The following is a 15,781-nucleotide window of genomic DNA, read 5'->3' as shown; positions in this document are numbered from 1 at the left end:
GGACCGGTGCACGGCTCGCAGGCCCCGGCATGCCCGTATCCGGGCGGAGGCTTACCCTGGGGCGCGGTATCCCGCCCCACCCCCGCGCTGTGTCGAAGGACCGTCATGACCGCCGTCCCTGCCCCCTCTCCCGCTGCTGCCCGGAAGCATCCTGTCGATCAGGTGCCCGCTCCTGGGAAGCTCGCGGTGCTGTCGATCCAGCATGTGCTGGCCTTTTACGCGGGCGCAGTGATCGTGCCGCTGCTGATCGCCGGCGGTCTGGGCCTGTCCGCGGAGCAGACCATCCACCTGATCAACGCGGACCTGTTCACCTGCGGTATCGCGACGCTGATCCAGTCGGTGGGGTTCTGGAAAGTGGGGGTGCGCCTGCCGATCATCCAGGGGGTGACCACCACGGCGGTCAGCCCGATCATCGCGATCGGCCTTGCGGCCACGGGCGGTGAGGGCGGCGCCGAGGGGCTGCCGATGATCTACGGCTCGATCATCGTGGCGGGTCTGTTCACGTTCTTCGCCGCCCCGTATTTCGCGCGGATCCTGCGGTTCTTCCCGCCGGTGGTGATCGGCACGGTGCTGACCACGATGGGCATCACCCTGCTGGGCGTCTCCGCTGGGGACATCACCAACTACGCCGAGGGCACCCCCGCCACCCGCGACATCCTGTACGCGCTGGGGACGCTCGGGATCATCGTGCTGGTGCAGCGTTTCTTCCGCGGCTTCCTGGCCACGATCGCGGTGCTGCTGGGGCTGGTGATCGGCACGGCGGTGGCGTTGCTGCTGGGGGACACGTCCTTCGCGGGCGTCACCGAGGCGAGCGCCTTCGGGGTCACCACCCCGTTCTACTTCGGCTGGCCGGCGTTCTCGCTGACCGCGTGCGTCTCCATGATCATCGTCATGCTCATCACGATGGTGGAGACCACTGGGGATGTGTTCGCCGCCGGGGAGATCGTGGGCAAGCGGATCCGGCCGCGCAATATCGCCGAGGCGCTGCGGGCCGACGGCCTCTCGACCCTGCTGGGCGGGGTGCTGAACTCCTTCCCGTACACGTGCTTCGCGCAGAACATCGGGCTGGTGCGGCTCACCCGCGTGACCTCCCGCTGGGTGGTGGCCGGGGCGGGCGTCATCATGATCATCCTCGGTGTGCTGCCCAAGGCCGGTGCGGTGGTCGAGGCGATCCCCTCCCCCGTGCTCGGCGGGGCGTCGCTCGCGCTGTTCGCCTCGGTGGCGCTGGTGGGCATCCAGACTCTCACCACGGTGGATCTGACCGATAACCGCAACAGCGTGATCGTGGGGACCTCGCTGGGTCTGGCGATGCTGGTGAGCTTCAAGCCGGACATCGCCGGGGTGTTCCCGGCGTGGGCGCAGGTGTTCGTCTCCTCCGGCGTGACCGTCGGGGCGATCACCGCGATCGTGCTGAACCTGCTGTTCTTCCACATCGGCCGCCAGCAGGGCTCCCATGTGGCGACCGATGCGAGCGGCCGACGAATCGGCATCGAGGCAGTCAACGCCATGGACCGCGAGGAGTTCGTGGCGACCTTCGGCACGCTGTTCAACGGGGCCACGTGGCCGCTGGAGCGGGCGTGGCAGGCGCGGCCCTTCGCCGATGCGCCCGCGCTGCGGGAGGCGATCGAGGACGCGGTGCTCGCCGCGGACCGGTCCGAGCAGGATGCGCTGATCGCCGCCTACCCGGATATGGGCACCCTGGTGACGGCCGATGAGGAGGAGGCCGGGCGGATCTCGCAGGACGTGGGCTCGCTCGCCCTGGACTCCCTGGGGGAGGAGGACGTCGAGGCGCTCACGGACCTGTCAGCCCGCTACCAGGAGAAGTTCGGCCTGCCGTTCGTGGCGTTCCTGGGCCGCACCGACTCCTTCCGCCAGATCCTCGCCGACGGGGTGCGCCGCCTGGACCACTCCCCCGAGCATGAGCGGCGGGTGGCCCTCACCGAGGTGGCGGAGATCGCCGGGGACCGCTTCTCGATCATGGTCGCCGACGCGAACCCCATCGGCAGCGCCTGGGCGCGGAAGTTCGAGTCCCTGCGCTGAGGGGGCGGCGCCGCGCCCACCCCTCTCACCTCTCGCCGATCCGGTGTCACCTCTCGCCGATCCGGTGACATTTCCGTGGAAATACCTCCCCGATTTCCATCACAACGTAGCCGGATCAGCGGGGTGGATCAGGGTCGCCTGTGGGGTGCGTGGGCGCTGCGCAGCAGTGACGGCGGGATCCGCTCGGCGCCGCGGACATCCGTCAGGAGCGCTGGGTCGATCTGCTGGCCGCGACGGATCACGGTGAGGGAGCCGCGCGGTTCGAGGATCACGAGGTCTGCGTCGATCAGGTGGTGCACCCCGGCCCTCCGCAGCAGGGCGGTCAGGTGCTCGCCATCCATGCCCACCTGGTGCAGGGTGTCCGGCAGTGGGTGCCCGTGGATCATGACGACGCTCGCGCGCGGTCCGCCACGGCGGAACACCCGGCCGAGTCCCCCGCGGATCCGCCCCAGCGTGGATTCAAGCAGCAGCAGCACGGCAACGGCGAGGAGCCAGCCCAAGAGGGTGGGCGAATTGCCGAGCATGGCGCGCGCGGTCAGCGCGCCCAGCAGCGCCATCACCGCGAAGCTCAGCACCGAAGGGTTCGCCGACAGCCGCTGCCCCGCGACCTGCAGGATCAGTGTGAACAGCAGGTACAGCGTGACCGTGGCCAGCAGCACGCCCATCACCCCGGCGGGGGTGATGCCGATCTGGAACCACAGCTGATCGAGGAAGGTCATGGGTCAAGTCTGGCAGGGCGGGCAGTGGCGGGCTGGCCGACCTCGCCACCGAGCGATCTGCCCGGCCGTGAGCCTCGCGGCCTGACACCCCAACTGTCACCTGATCGTGCGGCAGACCCATCGCCGGGTACGGCTATCCGCGCCCCACATCCTTCGACCCCAGAGGCGAGACTGCTGCTCCACAGGGCAAGGGCTCGCCACATCTGCGGCGAGCCCTTGCCCTCACGGGAGCTTTTCTCTCAGTCCTTGTGCTTCCGATGCCGAGATCCACGGTCCCCAAAAGCAATCTTCACGATAGCTAAGGCCAGGACCCCCAGCCCTCCGACTAGCAGTACCTCAATCGGTCCGATTCCCAGATCCATGGTTCTCCTTTCGTGGACCGCTCAGGACCACTGTGTGCCCCAGGCGCTGCCCGTGACCCTGAGCTCGAGGCACCAGGTCTTCGTCACTCCAGCGATCTCCGACTTGATCCACGTGCTGCCCCAAGCGTACATCGAGGACGTGCTGGTCTTACGGCCGATGTATGTGGACTGCGCCGTGACCGTCCGGCTTGGCACGTTGTTGTAGGTGAGGTCCTCTCTAGGCTTCACGCTGTCGACGCGTCCTGCTCCGCTCTTGACGGAGTAGTTGGCCTGGAACCCCATGCCGAGCCCCTCTCCCACCCCTCAGAACCCGCCCTCGAACCCTGAACGCCAGATAACCCAGCCTCCACCAAACCCGGGCCTTGACAGGTGCTGGCGTTCCTGGAGTGGCTCAGCTGAGGTCCATGACCTCCACGGCGCAGCGCGGCCCGGAGGCGCGAGCGAGCCGCTCATCGGCCGTGAGCAGCGTCGTCTCCAACGCTTCCGCGAGGACAACGTAGGCCGCATCGTACGGGGTGATGTTGTCCCGCAGCTCCCAGCAGCGAGCCAGCAGGGCGGTGGGGACGATCCTGCGCATCGGAAAATCCTGGAGGTCGCCCACGGCATCTTGGATCCTCTCAGCAGGAATCCGGCCCGAGCGCGCGAGCCCTCGCCACGCGGAGATCACCTCGAGGTCGATGTGCGACGGGGCGACGAGCTGCTCGCCCCGGAGCCGGGCACGGACGGATCGGCCGGCCGGCCCGTCGTCCAGGAGCCCGACGACGAGCACGCTCGCATCAACGACGAGCACGGTCGGCGTCCAGGGTATCCAGCGCGAGGGCAATGTCGACTCGGCCACCGTGACGCCCCGCCACCCGATCCAGCACCTCGTCCACGGTGGGCCTCGAGGCCTGTTCCACCAGGAGCGTCAGCAGATACTCCTGGAGCGACTGATGCGCAGCGGAGGCACGCTCGCGCAGCACGGCATGGGTCTCTGCCGGGACGTCCTTGATCTGAATATTGGGCATGGAGCCATCATGGCTCCATCGTGATCGGTGCGCCAGCCTCACCCGCCAGTCCTGCAACAGGAGGTCCGGGCCACGCGAGACCGCTGGCTCACCAATGCCGACCTCTACGACGAGGATGGCCTCCCCCGATGATCCTCGACACCTCGGCAGCAGTCGACCTCCTCGTGCTCACCGTCGATGAGTTCGACGACTACTTCTCCGGAGCCGGTAGGTTCTGAGGGACACCACGGATCGGAGGCACCATGCGACGACGCGTCATCCTGATCGCCGCGCTCGTGCTGGGCTCCGCAGCATGTCGTCGCGGACAGCCTGTTGCCCCTGAGCCGGAACACCCGAATTCGGCTCCCGAGGAGGATGCGATGACCTGCCCTGAGGCTTTCGACCATGAGCTGCGTGAGGGCCTTGCGGGTCCGAGCTCCACGACGCTGCCGGCCACCGATTCCGGGGCGAGCCTCGAGCTCACCGCGAACGTCGTGGACCACACCGCTGAGCCGCCCACCGCGAACATCGCCTGGCAGACGTCCCCTCCGAGCGACATCCCGGGCCGCGACCGGGTGTTCATGGCGCAGCAGGTTGGCGATGTGCTCGAGATCGACGGGGTGCGGCTCAAGATCACCGGGATCTGCGAGGGCAGGGTGACTCTCGACGAGGCAGGATGATCGGCTGCCATCGACTGCGGCTGCGGCCGCTCAGCTGAGCTCCATGACCTTCACGGCGCGTTCGCGCGGCACGGCGTGGGTCGTGGCCGGGACGTCTGTGATCTGGATAGTGGGCATGGAGCCGTTATGGCTCCATGGCGTTCAGTGCGCCAGACTCACCCACTGAACCCGCCGGTCCCCGCCATGTCCTTGAACCGCGAGTAGTGCCCCTCGAACGCCACGGGGATGGTCTTGGTGGCGCCGTTGCGGTGCTTGGCGACAATGAGATCCGCTTCGCCGGCCCGGGCGGACTCCTTCTCGTAGTAGTCCTCGCGGTGGATGAGCACGATGAGGTCCGCGTCCTGCTCGATCGAGCCGGATTCGCGCAGGTCGCTCATCATCGGGGTCTTGTCGGTGCGCTGCTCGCTGCCGCGGTTCAGCTGCGAGATCGCGATGACCGGCACCTCGATCTCCTTGGCCAGCAGCTTCAGGGCGCGGGAGAACTCGGAGACCTCCTGCTGGCGGGATTCGACCTTCTTGCCGGAGCTCATGAGCTGCAGGTAGTCGATGACCACGAGCTTGAGGTCGTGCTTCTGCTTGAGGCGTCGGCACTTGGCGCGGATCTCCATGAGCGACATATTCGCGCTGTCGTCCATGAACAGCGGTGCATCGGCGATCCGGCTCATGGCGCGGGCCATGGACTGCCAGTCGCGGTCGTCCATGGAGCCGTCGCGCATGCGGTTCATCGGCACCTGGCTCTCCGCAGAGAGCAGACGCATCGTGATCTCCGTTTTGTCCATCTCGAGGGAGAAGATGACGGAGGTCTGCCCGTTGTGGATCGACGCCGAGCGCAGCACGTCCATGCCCAGCGTCGTTTTCCCCATCGCGGGGCGGCCCGCGAAGATGATCATCTGCCCGGGGTGCAGGCCCTGGGTGAGCTCGTCGAACTCCGCGAAGCCGGTGGGGATGCCGGTGACCTGCCCGCCACGGTTCTGCGTGGCCTCGATGGCGTTGAGCGTTTCGTCGATCACCTCGCCGAGCGGCACGAAGTCCTCGCTCTGCCCACGCTCGGTGACGGAGTACACCTGGGCCTGGGCCTCATTGACGGCCTCATCCACCTCGCCGCCCTCGCTCGCGTAGCCGAGCTGGACGATGCGAGTGCCGGCCTCCACGAGGCGCCGCAGGGTGGCGCGCTCGGCGACGATCTCGGCGTAGAACCCGGCGTTCGCGGCGGTGGGGACCATGTCGATGAGGTCCGCGAGGTACGCGCCGCCGCCCACGCGCTGCAGCTCACCGCGCTTGGAGAGCTCATCGGAGACGGTCACGAGGTCCGCCGGCTCGCCGCGCCCGTACAGGTCGATGATCGCCTCGTAGATCATTTCGTGGGCGGGACGGTAGAAGTCGTCGCCGTGGAGCGTCTCGACGACGTCGGCGATCGCGTCCTTGGACAGCATCATGCCGCCCAGCACGCCCCGCTCCGCGGCGAGGTCCTGCGGCGGGGTGCGCTCAAGGGCGCGGTCGGGTCCGGCTTCGAAGGCGTCGGTGGAGGTCACCGGTCCAGTGTAGGAAGGAGGGCCGACGGGCGGGCGGCAGGGCCCGGAGGCTGTGGACAGATCAGGTGCGGGCGGCAGCCGCGAGGGCCTCCCGCAGCGCCTCAGCATCGCGGCGTCGCAGTGAGGTGCCGGTGCGCCGCAGCGCCGAGGGTCGGGCCCGCAGGACCTGTCCCAGGTGAGCGCGGTCCCCTCGCCGCGCCGTCCCATCGATCACGAGCTCGGGCAGCGGATGGGTCGGGGCACCGTCGCTGCTGTGCTCGGGCGACAGGATCTGCACGGCCCACAGGAAGCCATCGGCCGTGCCCAGCAGGATCCCGCGCCAGCCCCGCCGCCCGCGCACCACGTGACCGGCCTGTGCCGGGTCCAGGTCCCTCGGCAGGGCGCTGGGCGGACACGGCCGCAGACGTCCGAGCAGCCGACCACGCGGGGCCAGGACGTCGCCGATGAGGTGTTCGAGCAGGGTGGCCATAGGCATGGGCACACCGTATCGAGGGCGCTCAGCCCTCAGCGCGCAGGACGCGCACATCCCCCACCCCGGAGCGGGCATGGATCTCGAGGACCCGCTCGGCGGCACCGGCGCCGCTGGTGGGGCTCAGGCGCACGTCGCGGTCGCCGCGCCCAGTGGCGAGGTCCACCTTGGTCGCGGTCCCCTCGGCGACGCGGACGGTGACATCCCCGGTGCCGCTGCGGATGCGCAGTGCGCCCTCGAGGGCGCGGGACACGGTCACGTCACCCACGCCGGAGGTCAGTCGGGCGTCACCGCGCAGCTCCTCGATCGTGATGTCCCCGCTGCCGGTCGTCACGCTGAGATCCGCCGGAGCACTGCTCACGCGCACATCCCCCGCGCCCGTGCGCGCCTCCACGCGCGCCAGCTCACCGCTCACCCGCAGGTCCCCGGCGCCATCATGCAGCACGGCCCGCGAACCTTCGGGCACCACGACGGTGACAGCCAGGGTCCCCGCGAGCCCTTCCACACTGCGCCAGGTGGAGCGCATAGAGGAGGCGAAACGGTCGGTCCAGGACCCTCCGCTCCCCTCACCCCCGCCCATACCGCGCAGGAGGTCTCCCAGCCGACCGCCGACATGCTGAGCCTCCTCCGCGGGGGCGTTCACGGTGAGGCGCCCGTCCTCGAAGCGGACCTCCATGCGCTCGACAAGCTCCTGCCCGGCCTGCCCGCGGGGCGCGAGCTCGACGCGGATCTGATCGCCGGGCTCGGTGCGCAGGGAGATGTCCCCGCGCAGGTTCTGCACCGAGACGTGGATCGGCGTGGGGGAGGAAAAGGTGTGGATGGTGGGGGCGATGTACTTGTCGGCGGTGCTCATGGCGCTCTCCGTTCGGGCGGGCGGTGTCTGGCGGGGCTCAGAGGAACCAGCCGCTGGTGCGGCCGGCGCCGTGGCTCGGGGCCTGGGTGGGGGCGGGCTCATCCAGGTGCGCGGTGAGCGCCCGCACCAGGTAGGTGTTCAGGCTCAGCTGCTCCTGGGCGGCGGCGCGCTCGAGGCGGGTCTTGAGCGCCTGCGGGGGCCGGAAGGTGACGCGGCTGGTCGCGCCGCCGGTCTGCTCGTCCTCATCCGTCGGGGCCGATGGGGCGGCGGCGGGCGCAGGCGGGGTCACGGGCGGAGGCGTGACGCGGATGTCGGCATCGGCGCCCAGCATCGTCACATCCACCCGGCCGGGGGCGATCTGGGCGGAGATCTCGGCGGCGACTTGCCCGATGACGTCCTGCAGTGCGAGCCGCAGCGCGGGTTCGAGGGAGACGGTGAGCAGATCGGCGGCGCGGCGGATGTTCTCGTCCCCGAGCGCGGCGGTGGTGTGGAGCTGATCCTGGACGGAATCGGTCACGGCACGAAGATCCATGACGTCAGCCTGACGTCATCATGGCGTCGCGTCAAGGTCTGCGGGAGCGCGGCGCGCGTGGCACCATGCTTGAGTGACCCAGGATTCCGTACAGCCCCACTCCTCCCCCGCCTCCGACTTCTCCCGCGCCTCCGATGCGCTGCAGAGCCATCTGCCGCCCTCGCCCGTGTGGGGCGATGAGCGGGAGGCCGTGAACCTGGCGTTGGGCTGGGCCGCCGCGCACGCCACCACCCCGAGCGACCCCAAAACCACTGCCCGCAGCGCCGAGGAGCTGCAGGCGGAGGTCGGCGAGACGATCACCGCGGGCGGGATCGGCGCGCCCCGGGCGATGCAGCTGTTCGATGAGGTGCTGCTGCCGGCCACCCGCGCGAGCGATGACCCGATGAATCTCGCCTACATCCCGGCCGCCCCCACCCGCGCGGCGGTCGCCTTCGACACCGTCGTCTCTGCCGCGAACGTGTTCGGCGGCATCTGGGAGGGCGGCGCCGGCGCGATCTTCGCGGAGAACCAGGTGCTGCGCTGGATCGCCGACCTGCTGGGATGGCCGGCAGACGCCGCGGGCGTATTCGTCTCCGGCGGCACCTCCGGGAACCTCTCAGCGCTCGCCACCGCGCGGGAGGACGCCCTGCGCCGACGGGGCCGTCGGCCCGAAGGCGGCTGGGCGCTGGCCTGCGCCTCGACCGCACACTCCTCCGTGGCGGGAGCCGCGCGACTGCTGGACATGGACGTGGTGACGGTGCCGGTCGATGACCGCGGGCACCTCACGGGCGCGGCACTCGCTGCCGCGCTGGAGGCGGATCCGCGGATCTGCGCGGTCGTCGCCTCGGGCGGCACCACCAATGCCGGGATCGTCGACGACATCGCCGCGGTGGTCGAGGCGGCGCACGCCCACGACGTGTGGGTGCATGTCGATGGCGCCTACGGCGGGGCGGCCCTCGCCGCGCCGAGCGCCCGCGAGCGCTTCACCGGCATCGAGCAGGCCGATTCCTTCATCGTGGACCCGCACAAGTGGCTGTTCGCGCCGTATGACTGCTGCGCCCTGCTGTATCGGGATCCGCGCCCAGCGGCGGCCGCCCACTCGCAGCACGCCTCCTACCTCGACTCGATCGACCGCGGGGAGTCCAACCCGTCGGACCTCGCCGCGCATCTCTCCCGCCGCACCCGCGGCCTGCCGCTGTGGTACTCCCTGGCCACGCACGGCACCGAGGCGTACAGCGCGGCCGTGGAGAAGGGGCTCAGCAACGCCCGCACCGTGGCCCGCGCGATCCGCGAGTCCGAGCATCTGGAGCTGATCGCGGAGCCGGAGCTGTCGGTCGTGGTGTTCCGCCGCCCCGGCTGGACGGCACCGGCGTATCGCCGCTGGTCGCAGCGCCTCGCGAAGGCGGGGACGATGCTGTGCGTGCCCACCAGCGTCAATGGTGAGGTGGCGCTGCGGCTCGCCTTCGTGAACCCCGCGACCGATCCGCAGGCCGTCATCGAGGTGCTCACCACCACGATGCAGGAGGCCGACGGGTCCTGAGCGGCTCAGCCTGCCCCGGGTGTCAGCCCGCCCCGGGTCTCAGCCTGTGTAGTGGGCGTAGCGTTCGCTGACGTAGGTGCGCCAGTACTCCGCGCGTTCGGTGTGCCCGGGCGGGGCGGCGTCGATCGCCGTGCGCGCCTGCTTGAGGCAGCGGTCGAGCTCGGCGCGGGCGGCGGCCAGCGCGCCCTCGTCGGCAGCCTCATCATCGGCCGTCTCCCGCAGCTCCTCCCCGGCGGCGATGAGGGCTCCGGCGCGCGCATCCACCCGGTGGTCCCACAGCAGCTCAGGTGGCAGCCCGGTCCAGCCGGCGCCGGGCGCGGTGCGGCGCTCGATCGCGCGGACGCACCTGCTGACCACGCCGCGCTGACCGAGGTCCAGGGCGCGCCGCAGCGCAAGCGAGTTCGACTGCAGTTCGAGCCGCACCAGCTCGGGCTGTTCGGCGCGGGCGGTGGCGAGGTCATCGGCCAGCCAGCGGGCCTCGCGGGCCAGTCGCTGCAGCTCGCGCAGTGATCCGGCCTGGTCCTGTTCGCGCTCGCGCAGGCTCGCGCCGAGCCGGGCGGCCTCGAGCAGGCCCCGGTGGTCGCGGTGGCGGGTGGCGATCTCGCGGGCCTGCTCGAGCGGCACCCACGCGGCCTCATACCGCTCGGCCTGCAGGCGCTGCGTCGCAACCGCGAGCAGGGGCGCGACGCGCAGCGGCTCCTGCTGCAGGGTGCGCTGCAGGGAAATCAGGCGGCCCGCGGTGAAGGACGCCTCGCGCTGCGCATCGGCGGCCAGCAGGGCGCGCAGCAGGGAGGTGATCAGGCCGATCCGCAGCGGCGGATCCTCCACTGCGGAGAGGGTCAGGAGCGCGGCGACGGCGTGCTGGGCGGCGAGCGTCGGATGGGACAGCCCCAGGGTGCGGGCCAGCAGAGCACGGGCGGCGGCAGCCAGATGCTGAGGGTCCGACGGGGCGGTCTCACCGGGCGTCTCCAGCAGGTCCAGCACGTCCAGGGCAGCGCTGGTCGCGGCGGCATCATCCCCGCAGCCCTCGAGGGCTTGGGCGAGCCGCAGCCGCAGCTCCGCCTCGGGATCAGCGGCGAGCTGCTCCCGCACCTCGGGCAGCGCGCTCAGGGCCGCGCGGGTGCGGGCGAGCAGCCGCGCGGGATCGTCGGCTCCGGGCAGGGGTGCGAGGGCGCGCGCCACGGCCAGCAGCCCCGGGTCCACGGCGACCGGTGCGGCCCGTCGGCGCCCCCGCGCAGAGGACGGGGCAGAATCCGGCGGGGCCTGCTGGGCGAGGGCGGCGCGGGTCGCCGCAGTGGGGCCGACGGGAGTCAGCATCTCCTGCAGCACCTGCGCGGTGGCCGCGGCCTGCGCGCGATGCCCGCCGCGGCGCAGCAGGCTCACGTACTGCCCGGCAGCCTGCTGCAGCATCTCGGGTTTGTTGGAGGCGTCGGCGACCCGTACGAGGGCGCGGGCGAGATCCAGGCGGTCGGCGGCAGACCCGTCGGCGGCAGCGTCTCGGGGCGGCTCGGCGAGGGCGCGGGCGGCGAGGGTTCGGGCGGCAAGGTCACGGGCGGCTTGGTTCTGCCCGGCGCCCAGCAGATCATGCAGACGCTCGGCGATCTCCGCGGCCGTGCGGGGGGTGGGCAGCGGCAGAGCGGCAGGGCGCAGGGCCTGGCGCAGCTGCTCCCCGTCGGGCAGCTCTGCGCTCAGGGCTCCCTCAGGCGCGGACGGGAGGGAGGCGGCGCCGGGAGCAGTCACACGGGCAACCTACCAAGGTGGGGTGGGCCACGGCATCGGCCGATGGTCTACACCGGCGCTGGCCAGGACGTTCATTTTCCTGAGATCCCTCTCATGAACGCCTCATCGCGAGCTCATGGCGCAGGAGTCTGCTTCACCTTGCACGGCAGGACCGCAGCGGTCCCGCCTGAACCATCGTCTCGAGGAGCACCATATGACCGTCCTGGACCACGACCTCACCGCCGCCGCGCAGGCTCTCCCCCGCCCCGCTGCCGCGGCCGTGAGCACCCGGGTGCGCCTCGAGCGCGCCAAGCACGCCTTCTCCACCCGCACCGTCGGGGCGTTCCTGCGCCGCGCCACCGGGCTGGACCTCATCACCGAGGACCATGTGCCGAGTGCCGGCGAGGTCGTCCTCGCGCGGGTCATCGAGATCGGGCAGCACAAGCGTCTGGAGTCCCCGGTGTCGCGTCGGCAGATCCTGTTCCCCGGTGACGAGATCCTGGTGGCCTACGGCTCCCGGTACGCCGCCGACCAGTTCCTTGCGGTCATCCCCGGCGACCTGGGCCCCTGCCATCTGGCGGCGGCGGGTGGCCTCGCCTCCCGCGTGATCGACCAGCACGCGGACATCGATCTGCCCACCGAGATCGAGCCCATCGGCGTGGTGCGCGATGCGCACGGCCCGGTGACGCTCGAGCGCGCCGCCGCCCATCACGTGGTGCGCGGCGTGACGGCCCGCCCGCAGCGGCCCGCGCATGACGTGCCGGTCATCGCGGTGCTGGGCACGTCGATGAACTCAGGGAAGTCCACGGTGCTGGCGCATCTCGCGCACGGCCTGGCGGCGGCGGGCCTGCGGGTCGCGGCCGGGAAGGCCACCGGCACCGGGGCCGGCAACGACTACAACCTGTTCACCGACGCGGGGGCGCATCGGGTCCTGGACTTCACCGACTTCGGCTACCCCTCGACCTTCCAGGTGGAGTACGAGGAGGTGCGTGACCTGGTGCTGTCGATGGCCGATGAGCTGGCCGGCGGCGCGGAGCGGCCCGATGTGGTGCTGATCGAGATCGCCGATGGGCTCTACCAGGGCGAGACCTCGCGGCTGCTGCAGGATCCGCATGTCACGCAGGTGGTGAATCGCATCGTGTTCGCCGCCGGGGATGCGCTGGGCGCGGCCGGGGGCGTGCAGGCGTTGACGGGACTGGGCCACGGGCCGGCGCTCGTCTCCGGTGTGGTGACCGCGTCCCCGCTCGCGGCCGCAGAGGCGCGACGGGCCCTGGAGGTGCCGGTGATCGACACCTTCGACCTGGGGCTGCCGGAGGTGGCGCGCGGCGCTGTCGAGGATCTGCTGCAGGAGGCCTGAACTGATGCTCCTGCGCCGTCGCGAGCGCGAACCCGTCCTGCTGGACAACGGGCTGCTCAAGCACGCCCCGCCGCTGCCCCCGCTGCTGCGGGGTGCGCGGCGGTGGTGGCTGCTGCTGCTGGTGCTGCTGGGCCTGGGTCAGGCGGCGCTGGGTGCGCTGTCCGCGTGGGCGCTGGTGCGGCTGCAGGCCGCCCCGGCCGGGTCCTCGGATCTGCTGCTGCGAGCGGTGATCCTGCTGGTCCTCACGGCGGTCGCAATCGGTGCGCTGACGATGCACGAGCGGGTGGTGGGCGAGAAACTGGGGCAGGACTACGTCCACCAGCTGCGACTCACGCTGCTGGGCGATGCCCTCACCCCGGGGCATTCGACGTCGCTCGGCGTGACGGTGGCGCGGACCACGAATGATCTTTCGGGGGTGCGCAACTGGGTCTCGCAGGGCATCGCGCCGCTGACGGTCGCGGTGCCGCTGGTGGGCGGCAGTCTTGCGACGCTGCTGGTGCTGCACCCATACCTGGCGCTCGCGATGGCGACGCCGCTGCTGATGCTAGGTCTGTGCCTGGTGGTGTGGTCGCGCTCAGCGCTGATCAAGACCCGTCGGATGCGCCGCACCCGGGGGCGGCTCGCCTCCCGGATCGCGGATACCGTCACGGCGTCCGAGGGGATCCTCGCGGCCGGTGGGTCGAAGCGTGAGCTGCGGAATCTGCGGGACGCTTCGGGTGACCTGGTGGAGATCGCGGTGGACCGCGCGGAGACGGTGGGCACCATCCGGGCTGGCGGCGTCGTCGCCTCGACGCTGACCACGCTGATGGTCGCGGCGACCGGCACCTACCTGGGGCTGCAGCCAGGGGTGACGATGGCGGCGATGGCCGTCGCGGGGATCGCGTCCACGCCGGTGCTGGGGATCGCTCGGGTGGTGGAGTACCGGCAGACGTACAAGTCGGCCCGCATGGTGCTGGGCCCGGCGATTGCGGCGGCGAAAGAACGCCGGGCGCATGCGAAGCAGCGGCGGAAGGCGGGGGCAGCGGTGCGGCTGCCGGCCGCGGCCGATGATGCTGCGGCGATTCTGCTGGACCTGCCGGGCCTGACCGCGCCGGGTGCGCCGGTGCAGGGGCGGCTGGGGGAGATCGTGCGACTGGTGTCCGATGACCCGCAGGCTCCGCAGGAGTTCCTGCGCCGCCTGCTGGAGTTGTCGCCGGGGCCGGAGGATGAGGCACCGGATTCGGTGTGGGTGCGGCGGCACAACCTGCGGGCAATCTCGCCGAAGGAGACGCGGGTGCTGGTGGGGCATGTGGCCTCCGGCACCGTGTTCGAGCGCGGCAGCGTGCGGCGCGCCCTGCACTACCGGCGCCCGGACCTCGATGCGGCGCTCGATCAGGAGGTGCTGGACCTGGTGGGGCTGGACCTGGCGCATCTGCCCGGTGGGCCCGGCACGAAGCTGCGGCGCGGCGGGGATCCGCTGTCGCGGGCCGATAAGGCGCGCCTGGCCCTGGCCCGTGCGGTGTACGGGACGCCGCCGCTGCTGTTGATCGACGGCCTCGAGGGAGATTTGGACGATGCCGGCCGACGGATGCTCGAGCGGCTGCTGGCCGGGTACCCGGGGATGGTGGTCATGGTGGGGTCCGACGGGCTCGCCGCGGCAGTCGGAGCACGCGAGCACCGGCTCGAGGGCGAGGCGCGGGATGCCTGGAGTGCCGGGGATGGGCGTGCTGGGGCTGAGGGCGCTGGCGGCGGGGATGACGGCTGAGGTGTTGGCGCCAGGATTCCATGGACGGTACTCAGGCGACCGGCTGCGTGCATATGGCAGGTGGCCGGTCGTCTGAGTGCCGTTCGTGGTTGGGGTCGGGGAGGCTGGCCGGGGCTCGGGCGTAGGGTGCGCGGGCCTGACGCAGTGCCGTCCGTGCGGAGCGGTGCTCTCAGTACGGCGGGTGCTCGGGGTCGTAAAGCGGGGCAGCGGGGCTGGGTGGGTCTGCGGCTGGCTCGCTCTCTTCGTCTACCGCCTCGCCTCGTGCTCGGCGGTGGGCTTCTTCCTCGCGTTCGAGGTAGGAGTTCCACACGGCCCGCAGGTGGTCGCCGAGCTCGCGGGTGACGAGGTCGGTGTTGCGTGCGGTTTCGGTCAAGGGGCGGCTGCGTCCGCGGGTTCGGGCAGTCCAGGTGGTCACCCCGGTGTTGGGGTCGCGGATCGGGTCGATGAGCCCGAGGGTTTTCAGCCGGTGATGGCTGTAGCAGAGCCGGTGGAGGTTCTGGGGGCTCGTGGGGCCACCACGGTCTGGATGCTGGTGGTCGAATTCTTCGATGTGGTCACTTTCGCCGCTGGTGGTGACGATGGTGCTGCAGCCGGGGACGGCGCAGATCGGGTCGATCTGCCGCAGCAACTCCTGCATCGACCGACTCACCTGATAGGTCTTCGCCGCCCGGGGCAGGAAACTGCCGTCCACGGGATCGGTCAGCACCCGGTGGAACACCGGGGCGTTCACCACGAGATCCCGGGCCATGGCGGGCGGGATCGGATGCGCCCCATCCACCTCACCGGGCGCATCCGACTGACCGAGCAGCGTCATCACGGGCACGGTGACGTTGATGCGGAACCCCGACTCCGGCACCTCAATACCCTCGGTCCCGAACGCGGTCCGGGTCAGGATCGCGTAACGCAGCGCCGCGAGACTCATAGGCCTGCCGGTTTCGGCGACAGTACCGAACACGTCAAACGGGACCGCGGCGGGGTCAAGCGAATGGGCGGCGTCGGCGAAGGAACGGGCGTCGTCATGGTCGGCCTGAGCAGTGGAGTCGCCCGCGAGCGGCCCCAGGTCGAACGGGAGTGTCGAGAGATCAATCGACCCCGCCGTGCCGTCGCCACAACCGGTTCTTTCGCCGCGTGCCGCGGCCAGTGCCTGGCGCTGCGCCATCTGGACGGCCCTCGCGGCGGCGTCGAGTCGGTGGCCGAGCGCGGTGATCTCCGGGACGGGGCCGGTGACCTGCAGGCACGCGGTGCCGTCCATGTCTGGGGAGGTGAACA

15 protein-coding genes are annotated in these 15,781 nt (G+C 71.0%); 5 read left to right on the top strand and 10 right to left on the bottom strand.

What is annotated here, in order from left to right; genetic code table 11:
- Positions 1–105: 105 nt before the first annotated feature.
- The gene (locus tag MU407_RS10285) at positions 106–2,040 is read left to right on the top strand and encodes a solute carrier family 23 protein (protein ID WP_246957207.1); all 1,935 of its coding nucleotides are present in this window, start codon (positions 106–108) and stop codon (positions 2,038–2,040) included.
- A 128-nt stretch (positions 2,041–2,168) separates the two neighbouring features.
- Here MU407_RS10285 and MU407_RS10280 read toward each other — a convergent pair whose 3' ends face one another.
- The 4 genes from MU407_RS10280 to MU407_RS10265 all read right to left on the bottom strand — a co-directional run bounded on the left by MU407_RS10280 (position 2,169) and on the right by MU407_RS10265 (position 4,128).
- Complete coding sequence (locus MU407_RS10280; RefSeq protein WP_246957205.1) at positions 2,169–2,759, bottom strand: YetF domain-containing protein; 591 nt, start codon at positions 2,757–2,759, stop codon at positions 2,169–2,171.
- 383 nt (positions 2,760–3,142) lie between these two features.
- Entirely contained in the window at positions 3,143–3,349 is a 207-nt protein-coding gene (locus MU407_RS10275; protein ID WP_246957203.1) for a hypothetical protein, read from the bottom strand.
- Between the two features lie 163 nt (positions 3,350–3,512).
- Positions 3,513–3,911 carry a type II toxin-antitoxin system VapC family toxin gene (locus MU407_RS10270; RefSeq protein ID WP_102236810.1) on the bottom strand — a complete coding sequence of 133 codons (399 nt, stop codon included), beginning with the start codon at positions 3,909–3,911 and terminating at the stop codon, positions 3,513–3,515.
- Positions 3,898–4,128, bottom strand: coding sequence for a hypothetical protein (locus MU407_RS10265; protein ID WP_102236809.1), 231 nt, complete (start codon positions 4,126–4,128; stop codon positions 3,898–3,900). Before MU407_RS10265 ends, MU407_RS10270 begins: the two co-directional genes overlap by 14 nt.
- A gap of 242 nt (positions 4,129–4,370) precedes the next feature.
- Here MU407_RS10265 and MU407_RS10260 point away from each other — a divergent pair, with 242 nt between their 5' ends.
- Positions 4,371–4,787 carry a hypothetical protein gene (locus MU407_RS10260; protein WP_102236808.1) on the top strand — a complete coding sequence of 139 codons (417 nt, stop codon included), beginning with the start codon at positions 4,371–4,373 and terminating at the stop codon, positions 4,785–4,787.
- Positions 4,788–4,942: 155 nt separating this feature from the next.
- Here the strand turns inward: MU407_RS10260 and dnaB are convergent, their stop codons facing one another.
- The 4 genes from dnaB to MU407_RS10240 all read right to left on the bottom strand — a co-directional run bounded on the left by dnaB (position 4,943) and on the right by MU407_RS10240 (position 8,173).
- Entirely contained in the window at positions 4,943–6,319 is a 1,377-nt protein-coding gene (gene dnaB / locus MU407_RS10255; RefSeq protein ID WP_158239459.1) for a replicative DNA helicase, read from the bottom strand.
- Positions 6,320–6,380: 61 nt separating this feature from the next.
- Positions 6,381–6,794, bottom strand: a complete 414-nt coding sequence (locus MU407_RS10250) for a hypothetical protein (RefSeq protein ID WP_246957202.1) — start codon at positions 6,792–6,794, stop codon at positions 6,381–6,383.
- Between the two features lie 22 nt (positions 6,795–6,816).
- Complete coding sequence (locus MU407_RS10245; protein ID WP_246957198.1) at positions 6,817–7,641, bottom strand: DUF4097 family beta strand repeat-containing protein; 825 nt, start codon at positions 7,639–7,641, stop codon at positions 6,817–6,819.
- A gap of 37 nt (positions 7,642–7,678) precedes the next feature.
- Complete coding sequence (locus MU407_RS10240; RefSeq protein WP_246957195.1) at positions 7,679–8,173, bottom strand: histidine kinase; 495 nt, start codon at positions 8,171–8,173, stop codon at positions 7,679–7,681.
- A gap of 73 nt (positions 8,174–8,246) precedes the next feature.
- On the opposite strand from MU407_RS10240, the gene MU407_RS10235 reads away from it, so the two are divergent.
- The gene (locus MU407_RS10235) at positions 8,247–9,692 is read left to right on the top strand and encodes an aminotransferase class V-fold PLP-dependent enzyme (RefSeq protein ID WP_246957192.1); all 1,446 of its coding nucleotides are present in this window, start codon (positions 8,247–8,249) and stop codon (positions 9,690–9,692) included.
- Between the two features lie 39 nt (positions 9,693–9,731).
- Here MU407_RS10235 and MU407_RS10230 read toward each other — a convergent pair whose 3' ends face one another.
- The gene (locus MU407_RS10230) at positions 9,732–11,432 is read right to left on the bottom strand and encodes a hypothetical protein (protein WP_246957189.1); all 1,701 of its coding nucleotides are present in this window, start codon (positions 11,430–11,432) and stop codon (positions 9,732–9,734) included.
- A 193-nt stretch (positions 11,433–11,625) separates the two neighbouring features.
- Between MU407_RS10230 and MU407_RS10225 the strand changes: the two genes are divergently transcribed.
- Positions 11,626–12,768, top strand: coding sequence for a DUF1611 domain-containing protein (locus MU407_RS10225; protein ID WP_246957187.1), 1,143 nt, complete (start codon positions 11,626–11,628; stop codon positions 12,766–12,768).
- A 4-nt stretch (positions 12,769–12,772) separates the two neighbouring features.
- A complete protein-coding gene (locus MU407_RS10220) occupies positions 12,773–14,512 on the top strand; it encodes an ABC transporter ATP-binding protein/permease (RefSeq protein WP_246957184.1) in 1,740 nt (579 codons plus the stop codon).
- 169 nt (positions 14,513–14,681) lie between these two features.
- On the opposite strand, the gene MU407_RS10215 is transcribed toward MU407_RS10220, so the two are convergent.
- The coding region (locus tag MU407_RS10215; protein WP_246957181.1) for an HNH endonuclease signature motif containing protein at positions 14,682–15,781 on the bottom strand (1,100 nt) is incomplete at its 5' end.

The sequence above is a fragment of the Brachybacterium sp. Marseille-Q7125 genome (assembly GCF_023062615.1).
Taxonomy (GTDB): domain Bacteria; phylum Actinomycetota; class Actinomycetes; order Actinomycetales; family Dermabacteraceae; genus Brachybacterium.
The sequence above is the reverse complement of the archived record's forward strand: the minus strand, read 5'-3'. Positions and strand labels throughout refer to the sequence as shown.

Bases quoted from the DNA above. Each gene is read 5' to 3' on its own strand.
- MU407_RS10285 (WP_246957207.1), top strand. From the start codon at position 106: ATGACCGCCGTCCCTGCCCCCTCTCCCGCTGCTGCCCGGAAGCATCCT.
- MU407_RS10225 (WP_246957187.1), top strand. From the start codon at position 11,626: ATGACCGTCCTGGACCACGACCTCACCGCCGCCGCGCAGGCTCTCCCC.
- MU407_RS10220 (WP_246957184.1), top strand. From the start codon at position 12,773: ATGCTCCTGCGCCGTCGCGAGCGCGAACCCGTCCTGCTGGACAACGGG.
- MU407_RS10260 (WP_102236808.1), top strand. From the start codon at position 4,371: ATGCGACGACGCGTCATCCTGATCGCCGCGCTCGTGCTGGGCTCCGCA.
- MU407_RS10265 (WP_102236809.1), bottom strand. From the start codon at position 4,128: ATGCCCAATATTCAGATCAAGGACGTCCCGGCAGAGACCCATGCCGTG.
- MU407_RS10280 (WP_246957205.1), bottom strand. From the start codon at position 2,759: ATGACCTTCCTCGATCAGCTGTGGTTCCAGATCGGCATCACCCCCGCC.
- MU407_RS10240 (WP_246957195.1), bottom strand. From the start codon at position 8,173: ATGGATCTTCGTGCCGTGACCGATTCCGTCCAGGATCAGCTCCACACC.
- MU407_RS10245 (WP_246957198.1), bottom strand. From the start codon at position 7,641: ATGAGCACCGCCGACAAGTACATCGCCCCCACCATCCACACCTTTTCC.
- MU407_RS10250 (WP_246957202.1), bottom strand. From the start codon at position 6,794: ATGCCTATGGCCACCCTGCTCGAACACCTCATCGGCGACGTCCTGGCC.